We start from the raw sequence: 18,689 nt of genomic DNA, 5'->3' as shown, positions 1-18,689 counted from the left end.
TCGACCTGGAGGCTTGCTACTTCGATGTCGGTTCTCCCTATCCTGGTGGTGCAGCAGCTGCCAAGGGTGGGGTTGTTCGCCCATTAAAAGGGATCGTGAGCTGGGTTCAGACCGTCGTGAGACAGGTTTGTTGCTATCTTTAGGAGCCGTAACTGCGTGAAGGGAAGGGTCTTTTAGTACGAGAGGAACAAAGACTCCTGGCCTCTGGTCCATCGGTTGTCTGACAAGGCATCGCCGAGCAGCTACGCCGGAAGAGATAACGGCTGAAAGCATCTAAGCCGGAAACTCACCCCAAGACGACGCAGCAGAGTTCTCGTAAAAGACGAGGTTGATAGGACGGGGGTGTACGCACGAAGCTTCGGCGACGTGTTCAGCCCGCCGTTACTAAGCACTCGAACCGCTGATGTGTGTTGGCTCAACCCTCAAACAGGTTGCGTTTGCGTCTCTCACAGGCATCGACGCCGTTCACGCGGTGTCATGTCATCGGAGAGTGGTTCGACGGCCATAGCGGTGGGGTCCACCCGGTCCCATTCCGAACCCGGCAGTTAAGCCCACCCGCGTACGCTTCGGTACTGGAGTGCGAGAGCCTCCGGGAACTTGCGCACGCTGTCGGCCACTCTCTGTCTTTCCTGCCTGCCCTTCGGGGCGGGTTCATTCATCTGGGCGAGCGCGAGCTCCGCCCGCCCGGCGGATCATCGACGGTTCCGCCGGATGACTCATCCGCCCGCGAACGCTCCTCGCCGCGTGCCCGTCGCCCCTTCCTTCACCGTGGTGGTCGCCGTCCGCAACGAAGCGGCCACCCTCCCGGCGGCGCTCGAGGCGCTCGCGCGCCAGCGCTACCCGCCGGACCGGCTGGAGGTCCTCGTCGTGGACGGGGGATCGACCGACGGGTCGGCCGCCATCGCGTCGCGGTACCCCTTCCGGGTGCTCGCGGACGGCGGCCGCGGCCCCGGCGCGGCGCGCAACCTGGGCGTCGCGGCCGCGCGGGGATCCATCGTCGCCTTCACGGACGGCGACTGCCGTCCGGACCCCGGTTGGGTCGCGGCGCTCGCCGAGCGTTTCGCGGATCCCGACGTCGTCGGCGTCGGCGGCGCCCTGCGTCACCCCGACCGGGGCACGGTCTTCTCGCGGCTTGAGGATCTGACCCTCCGCGCGACCTACCGCGGCTTCATCACGAGCAACGTCGCGTACCGCGCCTCCGCCCTCGCGGTGGTCGGCGGCTTCGACGAGGCGCTCACCTGCGGGGAGGACTGGGACCTCTATTGGCGCATCCTCGACGCGGGCGGGCGCATCGTGTACGCGCCCGAGGCGGTCGTGTGGCACGACCCGCCCGAAAGCGCCTCCCCCGCGAGGTATCTGCGGAAGCAATTCTGGTACGCGCGTTCCGACGTGCGGCTCTTCGCGAAGCGGGCCCGGGCGCTTGCGGAACGTCGCGGGAAGCGGGGACGGTCCGCGGTCGCCCCCATCCGCGCCGCGGCCGCGAACGCGACGGGCTACGCGCTCCTTGCGGCCGGCGCCCTCGGCGGCCTCCCCGCGGCCGCGGCGGCGGGCGCGGTCCTCGCTTCCAGCGGGCTTGCGCCCATCGTCGCGTCCCCGGAGGCCGCGGCCCATCGCGGCCGCCTGCTCGCCGCTGGCGTCCTCAAGGGCGCGGTCCGCGCCGTCGGGACGGCCGCGGGGCTCGCCGACCTCGCGCGCCGGCGACCGCGCGTGACCCTGCGGCGCGCCCCCGCGTGGGCGCTCGCGAAGCCGGCGCCGATCCTAAATCCCCCTTCGGCCATCCCCCGCGAGGCATGACGCTCGCGGAAGGCGCGATCGCGCCGGACTTCACGCTGCCCGACCACGACGGACGCCCCGTGCGCCTCGCCGGGCTGCGGGGACGGCGGGTCCTCCTGACCTTCCACGCGGAGGACGACACCCCCGCCTGCACCGAGCAGCTCCGCGCCTTCAGCGACGCGCGCGCGGCGTTCGAGGCCGCGGGCGTGCGGATCTTCGGCATCAGCGCCGACGACGCCGCGACCCATGCCGCGTTCCGCGCGAAGGCGCGCCTCGGGTTTCCCTTGCTCGCCGATCGCGACCGCGCGGTCGCGAAGCGGTACGGCGCCTTCGGGGAGAAGACGCTCTACAGCCGGAAGGTCCAGGGAACGATCCGCACGACCGTCGTGATCGGCGCCGACGGTCGCGTCGAGAGGATCTTCCGCAACCTCCGCGTCAAGGGGCACGCCGCGCGCGTCCTCGAGGCGATCGCGTGAACGCGGACCTCGACGCGATCGTCTTCGACCTCGACGACACGCTCGTGGACGCGACCGCCGCCGACCGCGCGGCGCTCGACGACGTCATCGCGACCGTCGCGCCGCGGCTGCATCCCGAAGCGGCGGCCCTCCTCGACCGCGACCACGACGAGATCCTCGCGGAGGCCCGTCGCGTCTTCCACGCGGGCGGGGCCTGGACGGGGCCCGAGGCGCGCTTCGCGCGCCTCCTCGCGCGCCACGGCGTGGAGGATCCCGCGCTCGCGCGCGACCTCGCGGCGCGCTACTTCCGCGTCCGCGCCGAGACGATCCGGCCCTACCAGGGGGTCGCGGCCGCGGTGGAGGACCTCGCCGGCCGATACCCGCTTGCGATCGTCTCGAACGCGCCCGCGGGCCTCCCGGAGGACACGCTCGCGCGAACGGGCCTCGCGCGCCACTTCCGGGTCGTCGTGAGCGCGGGCGCCGCGGGCGTGCGGAAGCCCGACCCCGCGATCTTCCGCCTGGCGCTCGATCGGCTCGGCGTCGCGCCGGCACGGACGATGATGGTGGGCGACGCGTGGACGATCGACCTCGAGCCCGCCCTCGCGCTCGGGATGCGCGCGGTGCTCGTTGCCGACCCCGCGGTGAGGCGCAGCCGCATGTTCGAGGGCGACGGTCCGGTGGATACGACCCGCGCCACCGCGCGCATCGCCTCGGTCGCCGAACTTCCCGCGCTCCTCAGACGGGCGCCCTGAGCCGGTACTCGCCGAGCCAGCCCGACCAGTAGATGACGACGGCCTTCGTCGTTCCTGCCGGGATGACGCCGGCCTCGGGCCCGACGTTCAGGTCGCACCGGATCTGCGTGTTCCCGTTGTAGAAGCAGATGTCGAAGTCCTCCGGCACGCCCGCCGCGGGGGTGACGGCCTCGAGCCGGTACGGTTGGCCGGCGCAGTCCGCGAGCCCCTCTTCGGTCTTCGAGGTGTAGCCTTCGAACCGGACGATGCCCAGCGCGCCCGCCGTGAGTCGACCCGTGCGGTCGAGCGCGCACGGCACCACCGTCACGCTCGTCGTGCGGGGGTCGGACGTGAGCGACGGCGTTCCGTCGTCGGTCGCGCGCACGGTCACGGTGTACGTGCCCGCGTTCGCCCAGCTCTTCGCGGCCGATTGCGTCGAGCCCGCGGTGGCGAACCCGCTTGCCGGCACCGTGGTCGCGGGCGAGCCGTCGCCCCAATCGATGGTGTACTTCACGCGCGTCCCGTCGTCCGTCGCGGTGAAGCTGCACGTCACGGCAACGTTCACCGGGGTCGAGGCGGGAGCGCACGCGAGGGCTGTCATCGTGGGCGGCTGGTTGGGGACGACCACGACGGTCGTCGTCATCGTCGACGAGTCGAGCGGCGGCAAGCCCGCGTCGCGCGCGTACGCCGTGACATTGTAGCTCGCGACCGCGGCCCACGCGTGCTGCGCCGTCACCGTCTGCCCGGCCGTCGCGTGGCCCGTCGCGGGCACGCGCTCGACGGCCGACCCGTCGCCCCAATCCACGTAGTAGGCGACCTTCGTGCCGTCGTCCGTCGCGCGGAAGCTGCAGGTGCTCGCGCGCGTGACGCTCACCGGGTTCGGCGAGCACGAGACGCTCGTCATCGCGGGCGCCTGGTTGGGCTGCACCGTGACGGTCGCGACGCGCGGCGCGGACGTCGCGGGCGGCGCGCCGTCGTCGACGGCCGTGACGCTGACGTCGTACGTTCCGACGTCGGCCCAAACGTGCGCGGCGGTGCGCGTCGTGCCGGAGGCGACGAAGCCGCCCGCGGGCACGCGCTCAATCGGCGAACCGTCGCCCCAGTCCACGAGGTAGGCGAGGCCGTCGCTGTCGTCGGTCGCCCGGAAGCTGCACGTCGAGGTCGCGTCCTCCGCGACGGGGTTCGGCGTGCACGTGACGGACTGCATGGCGGGGGCCGCGTTCGCGGTGACGGTCATCGTCGTCGTCTTCGCGGTGGACGTCATCGCGGGGATGCCGTTGTCGGTCGCGGTGACGGAGACGGTGTAGGACGCGGCGCCGTTCCACTTGTGCGTCGCGGACTGCGTCGTGCCCGGCGCGACGGTGCCGCTTGCGGGCACGCGCTGCGTCGGGGACCCGTCGCCCCAGTTCACGGTGTAGTAGACGCCCGGCGAACCATCGGAAGCCGAGAAGGTGCACGTCACGGTGCGGCCGCTTGCGGCCGGGTTCGGCGTGCAAGCGAGGGATTGCATGATAGGCGGTTGGTTGACGTCGTTCAGGACTTGCCAAAGCTTGGTCATGCGCGGCGAGCCCCAGCCGGTCGGGTAGTCGTAGCCCGTGCCCGCCGCGTAATCGCCGTTGTGGCCGCTCGTGACGTCGCGGAACGCCTGCCCGTAGTCGGCCCCCTTGGCGACGTTCCAGATGTGTTCGCCGGGGTCGCCGATGCGGCCCGCGCCGTGCACGACGGTGGTCCAGAAGCCCGCGACGATGGGGCTCGAGGCGCTCGTGCCGCCGACCTGGTACCACGAGCCGCCGCTCCGGACCATCACCCCGGTGCTGGGATCTGCGACCGCGGCGAGGTCGCCGGAGCTGCGCCCCGTCTGCCCGACGGGTTTGTCCTGCCAGGAGGGCCGGGCGTAGAGCGAAGACCTGCCGCCGCCCGAGGCGGACCACGGGCCCCCGCAGGGGGCACACGAGTTCCAGGTGCTTTCGCTCTGCCAGCTGTTGAGCTGCATGACGAGCGTTGTCCCCGCCACGCTCGCCCCTCGAGGGACGGTCGCCGGCCAGGACGGCGAGATCGCCTGGGAACCCGAACTCCGCGTGCACTCGCGCGATCCGCCGTCGCCGCTCGCGGTGAAGAGCGCGATGCCCTGCGAGGCGGCCGTGGAGAACTTGGTGCCCCAGGTCGTTCCCGTCGACGAGGCGACGTTCGCCTCGCACGTGCCCCAGCTCTGCGACACGACGTCCACGATGTTTGCGGAGAGCATGCCGTCGATCGTGAGGCCCATGTCCGTGATCGACGCGGAGTTCGCGCAGTACACGTAGATCTGCGCGTTTGGCGCCATCGCGTGCTCCAGCTGCACGTCCATGTTCCATTCGATCTCGTCCGCATAGCCTTGGGCGCACGAGGAGGCGCCCGTGGTCTGCCGCTTGATCTGGAGCGCCGTCTGCGGAAGCCCGTAGGTGGAGCTGTAGTAGTCGAGGTCCGATTGGCGCGCCGCGCCCCACGAGGTGATGCCGACCTTGCGGCCTTCGCCGTTGTAGCCCGCGGCGAGGACCCCGTTGTGCTCGTACGCGTTGCGCAGGTCCGTCGGATTGAACGGCGGGTTCCCGTTCGCCATCGTGTCCAGCTCGCCTTCCTCCGTCGCTTCGTGGTACGTGCGGAGCGGCGGGTCGGAGAGGCCGATGATCGCTTCGAGGAGGGGCGCGACGGAGGCGGGCACGCGCGGCTCGACGACGGTGGTGTGCCACGCGGGGCCGTCGGCGACGGCGATGTCGTGGAGCGCGACGCCGAACACGCGTTCGGCCTCGGCGACGGTGGTGCGCACCTCGATCGAGGCGCGGTTGTCGGTGACGTGGACGACGGAGAGGTTCTCGCCGGCGAGCCACAGGAGGACGCGGTCGAGCGAGGCGGTCGTCGGCATGAAGCGCGCGGTCACCTCGTCGGGGGTGAGCGGCGCCATGAGTCCGTTCGTGACCGCGGAGGCCGCGGCCTCGAGGCCCGCGCGGTCGGCGGGCTTGAGCGTGACGACGAGGCCGATGGGCTTCGCGTCGTCGGTGGGGCCCAGGAGGGTGGCCTCGGCGACGATGGGCGGCACGTGTCCCGGCAGCGCGACCCGCGCCTCGTCGGCGGCGAGGGCGAACGGCTGGGCGAGGAGCAGGATGGCGACGACCGCGAAAGCGGTCGCGCGGACGGCGCGCGGTCTGGACTCGGGCCGGTGCAAGCTGGAGCCTCCCGGGGTCCCATGAATGGGGCGGGTTATCAAGGTAGCCCGGTCCTTTCGGCGCCCGGCCGCCTCGCCCGCCGCATCGACGGATCCGTGGCCCGGATCGGGGCCGGTCCGGTACAACGCCAGCACAAGGCTTTTCACGAGGTTGGGGCGTGGCGGCGCCGTGCTGCGGAACATGATGTGGATGGCGTGCGCGAGCGCGGTGGTCGCGGGCGTGATCCTGTTTCTGGACCCGCCCCACCGCCTCCACTCGGTCGCGCTCTTCGCGATGGCGGCCGTCTCGGCGTTCGGGGCGATCAAGCTCCCGGCGGAGTACGACCTGTAGGTCGACCTGACAAGGAGAAGAGCGCGGGGGCTCGCGCCCCCGGTTTTCGGCCTTACGGCCGGACGTTGACGACGAGGGTGCCCGTCATGCCGTTCGTGGCGTGGCCGGGGATCGCGCAGATGTAGGTCGCGCCGGTCGTGGTCTTGGAGGCCGTGAAGTTGAGCCACGTCTCCTCGCCGCGCTCGTCGAGGTCGATCGTCTTGAAGCTGTAGGGCGCCCCGATCGCGAGATTGTGCGGGACGCGGTTCGTGCCGACGTGGACCACGCGGAGGTGGACGCCGTCGCCCTCGTTGACGGTGATCTCCTGCGGGACGATGCACCAGGGCTTGTCGCCGGGGCAGTTGCTCTCGCGCAGCTCGACCGTGAACTCGGGGCCCGGCGGGACGTTCTCCTCGCCGCGGGACGGGCCGGAGACGCCTGCGGCGTCTTCGCCGTAGAGCGCGCCGCCCTCGGTGCGCGGGAAGACGACGACCTTGCCCGTCATGTAGGCGTGGGAGATGCCGCAGAACGCGGTGCACTGCATGTGGTACTCGCCGGGCGCGGTCGCGCGGAACCAGTACTTGTTGTCGTGGTTCGGGATCGCGTCGATCTTCACGCCGAGGCTCGGCACGTTGAACGAATGCACGACGTCGACGCTACGGATGGTGAGTCGCACGTTCACGCCTTCCGCAACGTAGAGGTCGGGGCTCGAGGTCGACCCGTCGGGGTACTCGAAGCGCCAGATCCACTGCGCGCCGACGACCGTGACGTCGATCGTGTCGGGGCCGTCCTCGGGGAGCGTGTCGGTCGCTTCGAGCGTGCTCACCGAGAGGTAGGCGATCGTGATGAGGATGAGGGCGGGGACGACGGTCCACGCGAACTCGAGGCGGGCGTGGCCGCGCTCCTCCTCGCCCGTCGGGGGGTGCTGGATCGACTTGGAGCGCCAGAGGAACCAGATGAGGACGATCTCGACGCCCACGCCGATGACGAGGGCGACGTACAGGATCACGGCGAAGAGGTCGCTGATGCGCTCCGCGACGGGGGACGCGTCCGGGTAGGTACCGGTCGCGAGGACGGTCGGGAGCGTCATGAGGAGAGCCGCGAGTACCACCGCGATCTTGCGGAGCGTGCGCGTCCGGCGGGCCATGGGGACCGAGACCGGCAGCTTTGAAGGGGGACTTAAGCGTTTTCTTCGAGCAGTTCGTCACGCCGTCGGCGCGTACGGGTCGCGCGCGTGACCCTCCGGGGCGATCGAGGCCGGGGGGGCCAGTTGGACCGACAGCCAGGTCTCGGGCTTCGCGGCGTTCTCGGGCGTGTAACCGACGCCCGGGTGGACGTCCAGGTTCCCGACGACGGCGCCCTGCTCGACCTCGGGACTCGAAAGCGCCCTCTCGAAGCCGAAGGCGATCCGGAACCGATCGTTCGCTTCGAGGTCCAGCCCGTCATATCGGCGGTCGAAGGGCCGCTTGGGGATCGAAATTTCCCAGAAGATCGTCGCATTGGCGCTGTCGAGGCCAGCTCTGCACGATCGGCCTTGCTTCGGATAAGGGTCCAAGAGTCGGGTAGGCTCGCCTCTTTCCTGGCGCGTCCACCGTTCTCCCGTCCAGTAGCCGTCCCACAACCCGCCCCCACGCCCGCGGAAGTGCTTGCAGATCAGGAGGTCGCTCGGAACCGCGAGGGGGCCCTCGGTGCCCATCGCGAAGTAGATGTTGAAGTAATCCGGGTAATGATTCGTGCCATTCCCATCGCTGTGGGTGCCGGGATGGCCGGTAATGTTGGTGATGATGGCCAGGAGATAGAGCCGGTCTCCACGATGGCCGATCGCGACGCGGAACGGAAACTCGCCTTCGTAGGGCCGTCCGGGACGTTCGTCGCGCAGCTCGAATCGGCTTTCAAACACGAGGGCCGCGGCCCATTCCCCGGGAGCGATCGACTCGTCGAGCGCGGGCGTGGCATCCAAATACGGAATGAGCCAGTCCGCATCTTCCTGCCTCTCATCCTCGGCGGCGGGTTGAATGCAGCCGGCGAGGAGGGCGAGGGCGATCGCGAACGGAGGGAGCTTCAGCTGAGCTTCCATGCGAGGATCGCCAGTCCGTATTCGCCGGCCCCGGAGGTCACGGCGTATTGATACTCGTGCCTTGAGCCGCCACGAGCGCTGTGGGAATGAGCAGACTGTGACGAGTGCGGAGCTCAACTTTGACAGAATGGGGGCAATAGCTTGTAAATATGTAAGTTTTCCACTCCTTGTCAGCGTTGCTTCCGTCCCGCGAGGCCGCCACCCCTCGCGAGGAGCGCGAACAGCCCCGCTGCGAGGACGGCCGCAGCCTCGAAGGCGGGGGTCCTCGTGGGCGACCCGGGGGCCGCGACCTCGAGCGTCAGCGTCCGGCATCCGTAGGCGCCCTCCGCGACGAGGCACGCGACGAAGGCGTGCGGCCCGGGTTTCGCGCTCGTGCCCACGTTCGCCGCGAACGCGGCGGCGCGCGCGCCCGGGTTCACGGGGCCTCCCTCATAGAGGACGGTGCCGAGGTCGCTCCCCGCGTCCGGGAAGACCACGAGCGTCGCGTTCGCGGGGGCCGGGCCGTCGAGGCCGAGCGTCGCGCGCGTGATGGCGCCGGGCGCGGCCTTCACGGGCGGTTCGTTCGGGGTCGGCGGGACGGGGGGGAGCGTCGCGAGGTCCACGACGGCGAGGCGCGCGACGTCGTGCAGCGCGAGGACGAGGACCTTCCCGTCCGTCGCGAGGCTGTAGGCGTTCGCCGCTTTCCCGAGGGGGACGGGCCACGCGTGGAGGCGGCCGTCCGGGAAGGCGCGCGCGAAGAGGCCGACCGTGTGGAGGCTCGTCCAGACGCCCCCCGCGCCGTCGGGCGCAAGGCCGATGGGCGTGCCCACCTCGCCTTCGGGGGACCACGGGGTCAGGACGCGGAGGCCGCCGACGTGCCGCACGACGTTCGCGCCGTGCTCGGCGACCCACAGGTTCGCGCCCGAGCGTCCGACCGTGACGGGCGCCGCGAGGCCCGCGACGATGGAAGCGACCGCGCCCGATCCTCCGTCGAGGGCGACGAGCTCGCCGGGGCCCGCGAAGGCGACGTAGAGGCGGCCGTCGGACCCGAGGTCGGCGCCCGCGGGCTGGCCCTCCTTGGGAAAGGGCGCCTCGACGACCTTCGAGGTGGCGTTCACGCGGATGACGCGGCCCGAGACGAAATCCGCCGTCCACGCGCCGCCCGCCCCGTCCGCGACGAGGAAGAGCGGCGTCGCGTCGGGCCCGAGCGGGATGCTCGTCACGCGGCCCTCCGCGTCGACGTGGTGCACCGCGCCGCGCTTCGCGGAGGCGACGAACGCGCCGCCCGCGCCGTCGGGGACGACGCCCCAGAGGTCCGCGCCGAGGTCCTGCGGGTCGGCGCCGCTCCCGCCGTCGCCCCCCGCGCGGCCCGGGAGCGCGACGGGTTCGCCGTAGCTCCGGCGGGCGGCGTCGAAGCGCAGGAGGGCCGGGGGCCGGTCGACCGTGACGAGGAACCCGCCCGCGCCGTCGGGGGCGACGGCGAGCGGCTCCGCGTACCCCTCGGGGAGGGCGACCGCCTCGCCCGCGGCGTGGGCGGCGGGGGCGAGAACGAGAAGGAGCAGGACGGACGCGACGCGGGCGGCGTGCACGGCCGGGCGAGGGCGGTCGCCGCGAAAAATCTTCGCCCGCTCTCCCCGTCGGCGGGCGACGCGGCGGCGTCGGTTCAGTCGCTACACAACGTTTATACCGAGGGCCGATTCTGCCCGCGGTGGAACCGATGGTGCCCGCCGCCTCGTCGAGCCCGGCTTTCTCCGGCGTCCGCGCGCAAGGGCACTCTCGATCCTTCTATCTCTAGAGGCGTTGCCATGAGTCACCCCACGGGATCCGCCCCCGGGTCTGCCGCGCATGCCGAGCACGAGCTCAGCCCCTGGCCTCCGCTCATCGGTCTCGGGCTTCTCGTCGCCTACCTCGGCGTCGTGCACGGCACGATTCCGCTCGTGATCGGGATTGCGATCTTCTTCGTCGCGATCGGCGGCTGGATCCGCGACGACATCCGCAACTGGCCGACGTCGCCGCCCGATAACGTGCCCGGCCAGAAGAAGGCGCCCGAGTTCATGGCGATGGTCCTCTTCCTCGGGACCGAGGTCGTCGTGTTCGGCACGCTCTTCGCGGCGTGGTACAACGGCGAGGGCCGCGCGATCGCGCAGGGCCTCGCGTGGCCGCCGCCCGGCTTCCACCTCGACATCCCGGGCACCACGATCAACACCGTGATCCTGCTCCTCTCGGGCCTCACGTGCCACATCTCGCACCTCGCGATCCGCCGCGGCAACCACAAGCGCTTCGTGCAGTGGATGGCGGCGACGGTCGTCCTCGGCGCGATCTTCCTCGGCCTCCAGGTGGTCGAGTACCAGAAGCTCTTCGCGGAAGGCTTCGGGTTCACCACGAACTACTACACGACCTCGTTCTACATGCTGACCGGCACGCACGGTCTGCACGTCGCCTTCGGTCTCCTCATGCTCATCCTCGTGCTCGTGCGCGGCCTCATGGGCCAGTTTACGGCCGAGAAGCACCTCGCCGTGGAGGCCTTCGCCCTCTACTGGCACTTCGTCGATCTCGTCTGGATCGTGCTCTACTTCGTCGTGTACGATCCGATCCCGTACTTCCTCGGAGGTCACTGAGATGAGCCACCACGAGCACGGCCACCCGCCCGCGTGGAAGGAGTGGCTCTTCACGACCGACCACAAGAAGATCGGCATCCTCTACCTCATCACCGCGTTCGTGTTCTTCCTGCTCGGCGGCCTCGCGGCCCTCGCGATCCGCTGGCAGCTCATGTGGCCGACGGACCCGGCCGACGCGGCGACCGCCCTCATCAACCCGGAGCTGTTCAACCAGCTCTTCTCAATGCACGGCACGACGATGATCTTCCTGTGGATCATCCCCGTCGCCGCCGGGTTTGGCAACTACTTCGTCCCGCTCCTCATCAAGGCGCGCGACATGTCGTTCCCCCGCCTGAACGCGCTCTCGTACTGGACGTACCTCGCGGCGGGCATCGTCATCTACTGGGGCCTCTTCTACCCGTCCGCCGGCGCCTTCGCGCTCGGCAACGGCGGCTGGACCGGCTACCCGCCCCTCAGCGAGCGGCCCTTCAGCCCCGGCCCCGGCATCGACTACTGGGCGCTCGGCATCCAGCTCGTCGGCGTCTCCTCGATGCTCGGCGCGATCAACTTCATCGTGACCACGTTCCGCGAGCGCGGCCCGGGCGTCACGCTGAACAACATGTCGCTCTTCGTGTGGTCGGTCCTCGTCACGGCCGTTCTCGTGACGTTCGCGACGCCGTCGATCGGCAGCGCCCTCGTGATGCTGCTCTTCGACCGCAACCTCGGCACCAACTTCTTCTGGAACCCCGGTTGCGAGCCCGGCATCGCGAGCTACGCGTGTCTCGCGGACCCGATCCTCTACCAGCACCTGTTCTGGTTCTACAGCCACCCGGCGGTGTACGTCATGATCCTCCCGCCGATGGGCATCGTGAGCTGGATCATCCCGCGCTTCACGGGCCGCCCGATCTTCGGCTACAAGGCCATGGCCTACTCGATGGCCGCGATCGGTCTCATCGGCTTCACGGTCTGGATGCACCACATGTTCGCGACCGGCACGAGCCTGCTCCTGCGCACGGGCTTCATGATCATGACCATGATCATCGCCGTGCCGTCGGGCGTCAAGGTGTTCAACTGGCTCGCGTCCATCTGGCACGCGAAGATCCAGTTCACGACCCCGATGCTCTGGAGCCTCGGCTTCGTCGCGATGTTCACGATCGGCGGCGTCGACGGCGTCTTCCTCGCCTCGATCCCCGTGGACTACCACCTGCACATGACCTACTGGGTCGTCGCGCACATCCACTACGTGCTCTTCGGCGGCGCGGTCATGGGCGTCTTCGCCGGCTTCTACTTCTGGCTCCCGCGCATGACGGGCCGGATGTACAACGAGAAGCTCGGCCAGTGGCACTTCTGGCTGACGCTCATCAGCCTGAACATCGTGTTCTTCACGATGCACTGGGTGGGCTACGAGGGCATGCCCCGGCGCGTCTACTCGTACGACGCTCCGTTCACGCTCGGCAACCAGCTCGCCTCGCTCGGCGCCTTCATCCTCGGCGCGGCGCAGCTGCTCTTCATCTGGAACCTCGTCTGGATGGCGCGCCACGGGCCCATCGTCACGAAGGACCCGTGGGGCGAGAAGCCCACGAACGAGTGGCTGACCTACGTCCCGCCCAAGAAGGCGCCCGCCCCGGGCGTCGCCGCGAGCGGCGTCCTCGAGGTCGTGCCCGGCGGCGGCCAGGTGAAGTGAGTGAAGTTCCGGACCCTCGCCGTCGTCACGGTCGTGGCCACGTTCGTCCTCATGGCGATCGGAGGCTACGTGAAGGCGACGGGGGCCGGTCTCGCGTGCCCCGGCTGGCCGGACTGCTGGGGCCGCATGCTCCCCCCCTTCGACATCCCCGACGACGTGGGTTTCACCGAGCACCAGGTCATGAGCGAGTACGTCCACCGCGCCCTCGCGATGGTCGTCGGCTTCATGATCCTCGGCCTCGCCGCGTGGGGCTGGCGCGCGGAGCGTCACCGCCGCCCGCTCCTCGCGTGGCTTCCCATCGCGACGATCCCGGTCCTTTTCCTGCAGGTCATGCTCGGCCGATGGACCGTGACGGAGATGCTCGAGCCCGTCATCGTCACGAGCCACCTCGCGACGGCGACGGTCATCTACTCGATGCTCCTCGCGACGGCCATCCTCGCCTACGTGCAGCCCGAGACGCGCGCGCCGAAGCCGAAGGCCGCGGTCGCGACGGCGACCACCTCCGTGCTCGCGCTCGTCGCCGCGGGCGCCGACGAGGCCCCGGTCGCGACGCGCCGCGCGGGAGTCCTGGATTACGTCGCGCTCACGAAGCCGCGCATCATCCTCCTCCTCGTCGTCACGGCCTACTCCGCGATGCTCGTCGCGGGCGGCATGTCCGTCCCGGCGTCCCTCATCGTGAACACGCTCGTGGGCGGCGTCCTCGCGGCGGCCGCCGCGAACACCTTCAACTCCTACTATGACCGCGACATCGACGCGCTCATGGCGCGCACGAGCGGTCGTCCCCTCCCGAAGAACGCGGTCGCGCCCTCGGACGCGCTGAACTTCGGCGTCGGGCTCACCATCGCGGCGTTCATCTACCTCTGGTTCACGACGAACGCGCTCGCGGCGTGGCTCGCGATGGGCGCGATCGCGATGTACCTCTTCTTCTACACCATGTGGCTCAAGCGCCGCACGCCCCAGAACATCGTGTGGGGCGGCCTCGCGGGCGTCTTCCCGCCGCTTGTGGGCTGGGCCGCGGTCACGGGCACCCTCACGGTGCCCGCGCTCGTGCTCGCCTTTATCATCTTCCTCTGGACGCCGCCCCACTTCTGGGCGCTCGCGCTCCTGCGCAAGGAGGACTACGCGAACGCGGTGGTCCCCATGATGCCCGTCGTGAAGGGCGAGGCCTCGACGCGCAACCAGATCGTCGCCTACAGCGTCGTGCTCGTCGCCTCGACGCTCCTCCTCACGTGGCCCCTCGGCGCGCTCGGCGTCTTCTACGGCGCGAGCGCGCTCGTGCTCGGCGGCCTCTTCCTCGGCTTCGCCGTGAAGCTCTGGGCGAAGCACGACGACGCGAGCGCGAAGGCGCTCTTCTGGTACAGCATCCTGTACCTCGGCCTCCTCTTCGCGGCCATGGTCCTCGACGTCGCGATCCGCACCCGCGGTCTCCTCGCGTAGGTCCGTTCACGACAAAGTTGATACCCCGTCCTCCGCGTGGGCATGCCATGTCCGGGAGGCTCGCCCAGGGTCTCGTCGTCGCGGTCGTCCTCCTCGCGCTCGCGACGCCGCTCGCGCCGAGCGCGGGCGCGGCCCCCGCGAGCGTCGCCGTCTCCAACTTCGCTTTCTCGCCGTCCACCGTCAACATCCTCGCGGGCGAGACGGTCACGTGGAGCTGGTCCTCGGGCTCGCACAGCGTCGTCGGGGGCGTCGGTGCGCCCTCGTCCGACGTCTGGTGCTCGACGCGCTCGCCGCCCGCCGCAAGCTGCACGAAGACGTTTCCGACCGAGGGCACGTTCGACTACCACTGCGGCGTCCATCCTTCGAGCATGAAGGGCAAGGTCATCGTGGGCTCGACGCCGACGGTCGCGTTCACGAGCCACATCCCGGGCGAGACCGTGAGCGGCGTCTTCACCGTCTCCGGCACCGCGGCCCACGCAAGCGGCATCGCGAAGGTCGAGGTCGCCTGGGGCAACCTTCCGTATCAGCTCGCGACGGGCACGACTTCGTGGTCGCGCGTCGTGGACGCGAACGCGCAGCCGAACGGCCCGCTCGCGATCAAGGCCCGCGCGACGGCGGGCAACGGCGTCGCGAAGGAGGAGACGCTCGTGGTCGACCTTCAGAACCCGCTCGTCTCGCTCGTCATCACGGCGCCCGCCCCGCACGCGGGCGTCGCCGGCGTCGTGAACGTCACGGGCACCGCGTCGCATCCCTCCCATCCCATCACCGCCGTCACCCTGTCGATCGACGGCGCGAGCCCCGTCCAGGCGAAGCGCGTCGGAAGCGGCACGAGCGTCGGATGGTATCATCTCTGGGACACGACGGCGGGCGTGCACAACGGGCCGCATACGCTCCTCGTCCAGGGTTTCGTGCAGTACGCTCCGCAGGCCTCGCCCAAGGTCGCGCTCCCGCTCAACGTCCAGAATGCGCCCACGTGGGATCTCCAGGTCGTTTCGTTCTCGGGCACGACCGCGAACCTCCAGTCGCTCGGGGCGTCCACGCTCACGGTCGTCGCGCGCAACCATGGGAACGCCGTCGCGGAGAACGCCGAGATCCGCTTCGAGTACCGCTACAAGAACACGTGGCGGTCGATCGCGACGGAGACGCTCACGGTGCCCGCGTTCGGCACGGCGGGGCTCTCGTACGCCTGGACCGATCCGATGCTCGTCGGCAAGTTCGACGTGCGCGTCGTGCTCGATCCCGGAAACGCGATCGCGGAGACGCAGGAAGGCAACAACGTCGCCCAGAACACCGCCGCGTTCTGGACCACGAGCGTGAACGGCGTCCGCCTCGTCGAACCCTAGCGCTTGGCGCGCGCCGCGAGGGCGGCCTCGATCGCGCGCTCGAGGAGCCGGCGGACCTCGTCGTGGTCGAGCGCGTCCGCGAGCCATGCGTCGCTCGCCGGATCCATGTCCGCGAAGACGTCCTCGGGAAGAGCCCACACGCCCTCCTCCGTCGCAGCCCAGAGCGCGCGCTTCTCCTCGGGAGCGATCGGGGGGAGGTTCTGCGCCGCGAGCGCGGCGTTCATCCCCTGGAGCCCTTCGCGGAGGATGCGCTGCGCAAGGAGGATGCGGCCGGCGACGTCGTCCTGCACGCGCGGCGAAATCCGCGACGCGGTTTCAGCCTTTCTACAGGACCGCTCCGATCGTGGGGAGGCTCAGGAACGCCATGTCCTGCGCGCGGATCGCGAGGTCGGCCTCGCGCGCCGTCGCGACCGCGCGGCCCGCGGCCTTCGCCTCGAGCGCGGCGCGCAGGAGGAGCCCGCCCGCCGTGTCCGCCGCCACGCGGGCGTAGGCCGCGGGCACCGTGACCTCGTAGCCCATCCGGTCGACGAGGCGCGCCGCGGCGCCCGCCGCGTGGTCGCGCGCGAGGGCGATGGCCAGGTAGCGCGCGAGCGCCTCGCGGGCGCCGTCGTCGAGCGCGCCGACCGGGAGGTTCCCGAGGCGCGTTTCGGCCACGATCCTCGGCTCGCCGCGCGCGGGGACGTCGAACAGCGTCACGCGGTCGTCCGCCGCGACGGCCGCGCGCCACGCGAAACCGTCCGCGACGTGCGTCGGGCGGCCCTCGGGATCCTCCTGGAACGTCTCGAGCGCGAGGTCCGCGAGGAACGCGGCGGGGTCGCCCGGCTCGTCGAGCGCCGCCGTCGCCTCCTCGAGGCCCGCCTCGCCGCTTGCGAGGCGCGCGTACATCTCCGCGAGCCGCCCGGGGTCGAGCAGGTCGGGCAAGACCGGCGCGAACGCGGGCGCGAGGTCGGCGAGGGACGCCTCCCAGCCGACGACGGCCGCGCGCCGGGCGAACTCGCGGAAGTTCAGGGCGGCGCGGTCGGCCTCCGCGAGCGCGGCCGGCGTCAAGGCCTGCGCGACCACGCGCTTCGCGAGGTCCGTTGCGCTCGACGCTCCGGCAGCGCCCGGCGCGACCCCGGGGCAGCCCCGATGGAGGCTCACCTGGATGCGGGGGCCGAGGTGCACGTGGAACGGAAAGAGGCGGCACGCCGTCGGCCGCGCCTCGTACGCCGAGCACGCCCGCGCGCCGTCGAGCATCGCGCACGCGGAGCCCGAAAGCGCGAGCGCCACCGTCCCGTCCGAGCGGCGGCGCACGTGGCGGCCGTACGCCGCGTGGCCCGCGAGCTTCCGCGGCTCGTCCTCCACGAGGCGGGGCGCCGTCGCGCAGCACAGGCCGCAACCCTCGAGGCACGCGAAGGTGGCGCCCGCGAGCTCCCGGTAGTCGACGACGGCGGCCATCACCGCCCCCACGCCGCTTCCGCTATTTCAGGCCGGCGAACCCTCGGGCGCCGGGCGCCGGGACTCGGGACCGGGCATCGGGCGCCGGGTGCCGGGATTCGGGACCGGGTCCGGGCGTCGGGTCCGGGACCGGGTCCGGGCGTCGGGTCCGGGACCGGGACCGGGACCGGGACGCGCGCGCCCGAAACACGCTTGACCCGCCGTCGCCCTCACGCCGCGTGGACGCCCGCGCCGCCTGGACGCGCAAGTACGCCCGCGAGCCCGCGCCCTGGCGCGGGGGCGGCGACGCCGCGTTTGCCGCGCGGCATCTCGCGTCCGCGCCCCCCGGGTGGGTGCTCGACCTCGGCGCGGGCGGCGGCAAGACGCATCGCGCCCTCGCGGCCGCGCTTCCCGATCGCCGCCTGCTCGCGCTCGACTGGGTCGCCGTTTCGCTCGGAGGCGCCCGCGAGGCCGCGGTCGGGGACGCGACGCGGCCGCCGCTGCGCGCCGGCGCGTGCGCGGGGGTCGTCGCATCGCACCTCCTGGGCGCGCTCGACGCGGACGGCCGCGCGCGGGCGGCGTCGGCCATCGTCGACCTTCTCGCCCCGAAAGGCATCGCCGTCGTCGTGGACTTCGCGCGGGGCGACCTCAGGGACGGCGCGGGCCGCCGGGTCGAGGACGCGACGTACGAGCGCGACGGGCTCCTCGCGCACTACTTCGCGCCGGGCGAGGTCGAGCGCCTCCTCCCGGGGCTCTCGCCCGTCGAAGTCGTCGAGGCCGAAGCCCCCACGCGCTTCGCGGGACCTCGGCGCAGGGTCCTCGCCGCGTTCCACCGCGTTTAAGAAATCCTTATATCCGCTCCGGCCCCCTTCCCGCCACCGGAGGACCCTCCAATGTCCCGTGTTTTCGCGGTCCTGCTCGTCCTCGCGCTCGCCGCGCTCGCGCTCCCCACGGCGTCCGCCGGCAACGCCCCGGCCTACGCCGCGGGCGACTTCTGGGACTACAACGTCCTCTTCACGGACGTGACCGACTTCGGCAAGAACTCGACCGGGTCGACGCGCGTCACCGTCGGCGGCTACGAGCTCATCCGCGAAGGGACCGGCGCGTCCACGCGAAACCACACCGTCGTCCTCCTCCAGAGCGAATCGCTCTACAACACGCGCACCGCCGAAGGCGGCATCACGCGCACCGTCGCGACGGAGAAGCGCTACCTGCGCCCGACCGACGGCGCCGTCGTGCGCAACGTGACCGACGTCTCGGTCTTCACGAGCTTCTCCGACACCGCCTCGGAGGGCCGCCACACGCAGGCGGACTGGAACCCGCCCTGCCAGGGCCTGCAGTACCCGCTCTTCTCGGGCGCCGGCTGGCGCCTCGACTGCCGCCTCACCCTCACGCGCGGCGGATCGACGACCTCGGGCCTTTACAACACCACGTACGCGGTGCGGGGCCAGGAATCCATCACCGTCCCCGCAGGCACCTTCAACGCCTTCGTCGTCGAGAACGCGACGGCCGGCAAGGTGCGCCTGCGCCAGTACTACGTGCCCGAGGTGTGCGGGCCCGTCCGCGTCGAGGTGCTCGACAAGTTCGAGCGCCTTGTCTCGCGGAGCGACCTCACGGCGTACCGCTGCGCCGGGAAGGGCGCGCCGTACGACCCGAGCCAGCCCACGGGCCCGACGCCCCCCACG

General features: G+C 71.1%; 16 protein-coding genes and 2 rRNA genes. 12 read left to right on the top strand and 6 right to left on the bottom strand.

Annotated features, from left to right (window positions below; all coding sequences use genetic code 11):
* The 5 genes from VM889_06560 to VM889_06540 all read left to right on the top strand — a co-directional run.
* Positions 1 to 408, top strand: a 23S ribosomal RNA gene (locus VM889_06560); the annotation flags it as partial.
* 86 nt (positions 409 to 494) lie between these two features.
* Positions 495 to 615 (top strand): 5S ribosomal RNA (gene rrf / locus VM889_06555).
* A 129-nt stretch (positions 616 to 744) separates the two neighbouring features.
* Positions 745 to 1,794 (top strand): glycosyltransferase, encoded by a 1,050-nt coding sequence (locus VM889_06550; GenBank protein ID HVL48200.1) that lies wholly within the window; start codon positions 745 to 747, stop codon positions 1,792 to 1,794.
* Positions 1,791 to 2,249, top strand: coding sequence for a peroxiredoxin (locus VM889_06545; protein ID HVL48199.1), 459 nt, complete (start codon positions 1,791 to 1,793; stop codon positions 2,247 to 2,249). Before VM889_06550 ends, VM889_06545 begins: the two co-directional genes overlap by 4 nt.
* Complete coding sequence (locus VM889_06540; protein HVL48198.1) at positions 2,246 to 2,980, top strand: HAD family hydrolase; 735 nt, start codon at positions 2,246 to 2,248, stop codon at positions 2,978 to 2,980. Before VM889_06545 ends, VM889_06540 begins: the two co-directional genes overlap by 4 nt.
* Here VM889_06540 and VM889_06535 read toward each other — a convergent pair.
* Positions 2,964 to 6,161 (bottom strand): PKD domain-containing protein, encoded by a 3,198-nt coding sequence (locus VM889_06535; protein ID HVL48197.1) that lies wholly within the window; start codon positions 6,159 to 6,161, stop codon positions 2,964 to 2,966. The two genes, VM889_06540 and VM889_06535, sit on opposite strands and share 17 nt — an antisense overlap.
* A 169-nt stretch (positions 6,162 to 6,330) precedes the next feature.
* Here VM889_06535 and VM889_06530 point away from each other — a divergent pair, with 169 nt between their 5' ends.
* Positions 6,331 to 6,492 (top strand): hypothetical protein, encoded by a 162-nt coding sequence (locus VM889_06530; GenBank protein HVL48196.1) that lies wholly within the window; start codon positions 6,331 to 6,333, stop codon positions 6,490 to 6,492.
* Positions 6,493 to 6,544: 52 nt separating this feature from the next.
* On the opposite strand, the gene coxB is transcribed toward VM889_06530, so the two are convergent.
* Genes coxB through VM889_06515 form a run of 3 tightly spaced genes read right to left on the bottom strand, consistent with a single transcriptional unit; the run spans position 6,545 to position 10,116 of the window.
* Positions 6,545 to 7,618 (bottom strand): cytochrome c oxidase subunit II, encoded by a 1,074-nt coding sequence (gene coxB / locus VM889_06525; GenBank protein HVL48195.1) that lies wholly within the window; start codon positions 7,616 to 7,618, stop codon positions 6,545 to 6,547.
* A 57-nt stretch (positions 7,619 to 7,675) separates the two neighbouring features.
* Positions 7,676 to 8,665, bottom strand: a complete 990-nt coding sequence (locus VM889_06520) for a hypothetical protein (protein ID HVL48194.1) — start codon at positions 8,663 to 8,665, stop codon at positions 7,676 to 7,678.
* A 53-nt stretch (positions 8,666 to 8,718) separates the two neighbouring features.
* On the bottom strand, positions 8,719 to 10,116 hold the full coding sequence (locus VM889_06515; GenBank protein ID HVL48193.1) for a hypothetical protein: 1,398 nt from the start codon (positions 10,114 to 10,116) through the stop codon (positions 8,719 to 8,721).
* Between the two features lie 216 nt (positions 10,117 to 10,332).
* On the opposite strand from VM889_06515, the gene VM889_06510 reads away from it, so the two are divergent.
* The 4 genes from VM889_06510 to VM889_06495 are packed head-to-tail and all read left to right on the top strand — an operon-like array spanning position 10,333 to position 15,588.
* Positions 10,333 to 11,145: a heme-copper oxidase subunit III gene (locus tag VM889_06510; GenBank protein HVL48192.1), complete on the top strand. Its 813-nt coding sequence runs from the start codon at positions 10,333 to 10,335 to the stop codon at positions 11,143 to 11,145.
* A 1-nt stretch (position 11,146) separates the two neighbouring features.
* On the top strand, positions 11,147 to 12,808 hold the full coding sequence (locus tag VM889_06505; GenBank protein ID HVL48191.1) for a cbb3-type cytochrome c oxidase subunit I: 1,662 nt from the start codon (positions 11,147 to 11,149) through the stop codon (positions 12,806 to 12,808).
* On the top strand, positions 12,809 to 14,245 hold the full coding sequence (locus VM889_06500) for a heme o synthase (GenBank protein HVL48190.1): 1,437 nt from the start codon (positions 12,809 to 12,811) through the stop codon (positions 14,243 to 14,245).
* Between the two features lie 47 nt (positions 14,246 to 14,292).
* Positions 14,293 to 15,588: an Ig-like domain-containing protein gene (locus VM889_06495; protein ID HVL48189.1), complete on the top strand. Its 1,296-nt coding sequence runs from the start codon at positions 14,293 to 14,295 to the stop codon at positions 15,586 to 15,588.
* Here the strand turns inward: VM889_06495 and VM889_06490 are convergent.
* Positions 15,585 to 15,878: a hypothetical protein gene (locus VM889_06490; protein HVL48188.1), complete on the bottom strand. Its 294-nt coding sequence runs from the start codon at positions 15,876 to 15,878 to the stop codon at positions 15,585 to 15,587. The two genes, VM889_06495 and VM889_06490, sit on opposite strands and share 4 nt — an antisense overlap.
* Positions 15,879 to 15,912: 34 nt before the next feature.
* Positions 15,913 to 17,025, bottom strand: coding sequence for a YkgJ family cysteine cluster protein (locus VM889_06485; protein ID HVL48187.1), 1,113 nt, complete (start codon positions 17,023 to 17,025; stop codon positions 15,913 to 15,915).
* Between the two features lie 218 nt (positions 17,026 to 17,243).
* Between VM889_06485 and VM889_06480 the strand changes: the two genes are divergently transcribed.
* A complete protein-coding gene (locus tag VM889_06480) occupies positions 17,244 to 17,846 on the top strand; it encodes a class I SAM-dependent methyltransferase (protein HVL48186.1) in 603 nt (200 codons plus the stop codon).
* Between the two features lie 51 nt (positions 17,847 to 17,897).
* Positions 17,898 to 18,689, top strand: a 792-nt coding sequence (locus VM889_06475) for a hypothetical protein (protein ID HVL48185.1), incomplete at its 3' end; no start/stop codon positions are given.

This window comes from Candidatus Thermoplasmatota archaeon, assembly GCA_035540375.1.
GTDB lineage: Archaea > Thermoplasmatota > SW-10-69-26 > JACQPN01 > JAJPHT01 > DATLGO01.
The sequence above is the reverse complement of the archived record's forward strand: the minus strand, read 5'-3'. Positions and strand labels throughout refer to the sequence as shown.

Coding starts and splice junctions, on each gene's coding strand:
- VM889_06545 (HVL48199.1), top strand. CDS start 1,791: ATGACGCTCGCGGAAGGCGCGATCGCGCCGGACTTCACGCTGCCCGAC.
- coxB (HVL48195.1), bottom strand. CDS start 7,618: ATGGCCCGCCGGACGCGCACGCTCCGCAAGATCGCGGTGGTACTCGCG.
- VM889_06510 (HVL48192.1), top strand. CDS start 10,333: ATGAGTCACCCCACGGGATCCGCCCCCGGGTCTGCCGCGCATGCCGAG.
- VM889_06505 (HVL48191.1), top strand. CDS start 11,147: ATGAGCCACCACGAGCACGGCCACCCGCCCGCGTGGAAGGAGTGGCTC.
- VM889_06495 (HVL48189.1), top strand. CDS start 14,293: ATGTCCGGGAGGCTCGCCCAGGGTCTCGTCGTCGCGGTCGTCCTCCTC.
- VM889_06485 (HVL48187.1), bottom strand. CDS start 17,025: ATGGCCGCCGTCGTCGACTACCGGGAGCTCGCGGGCGCCACCTTCGCG.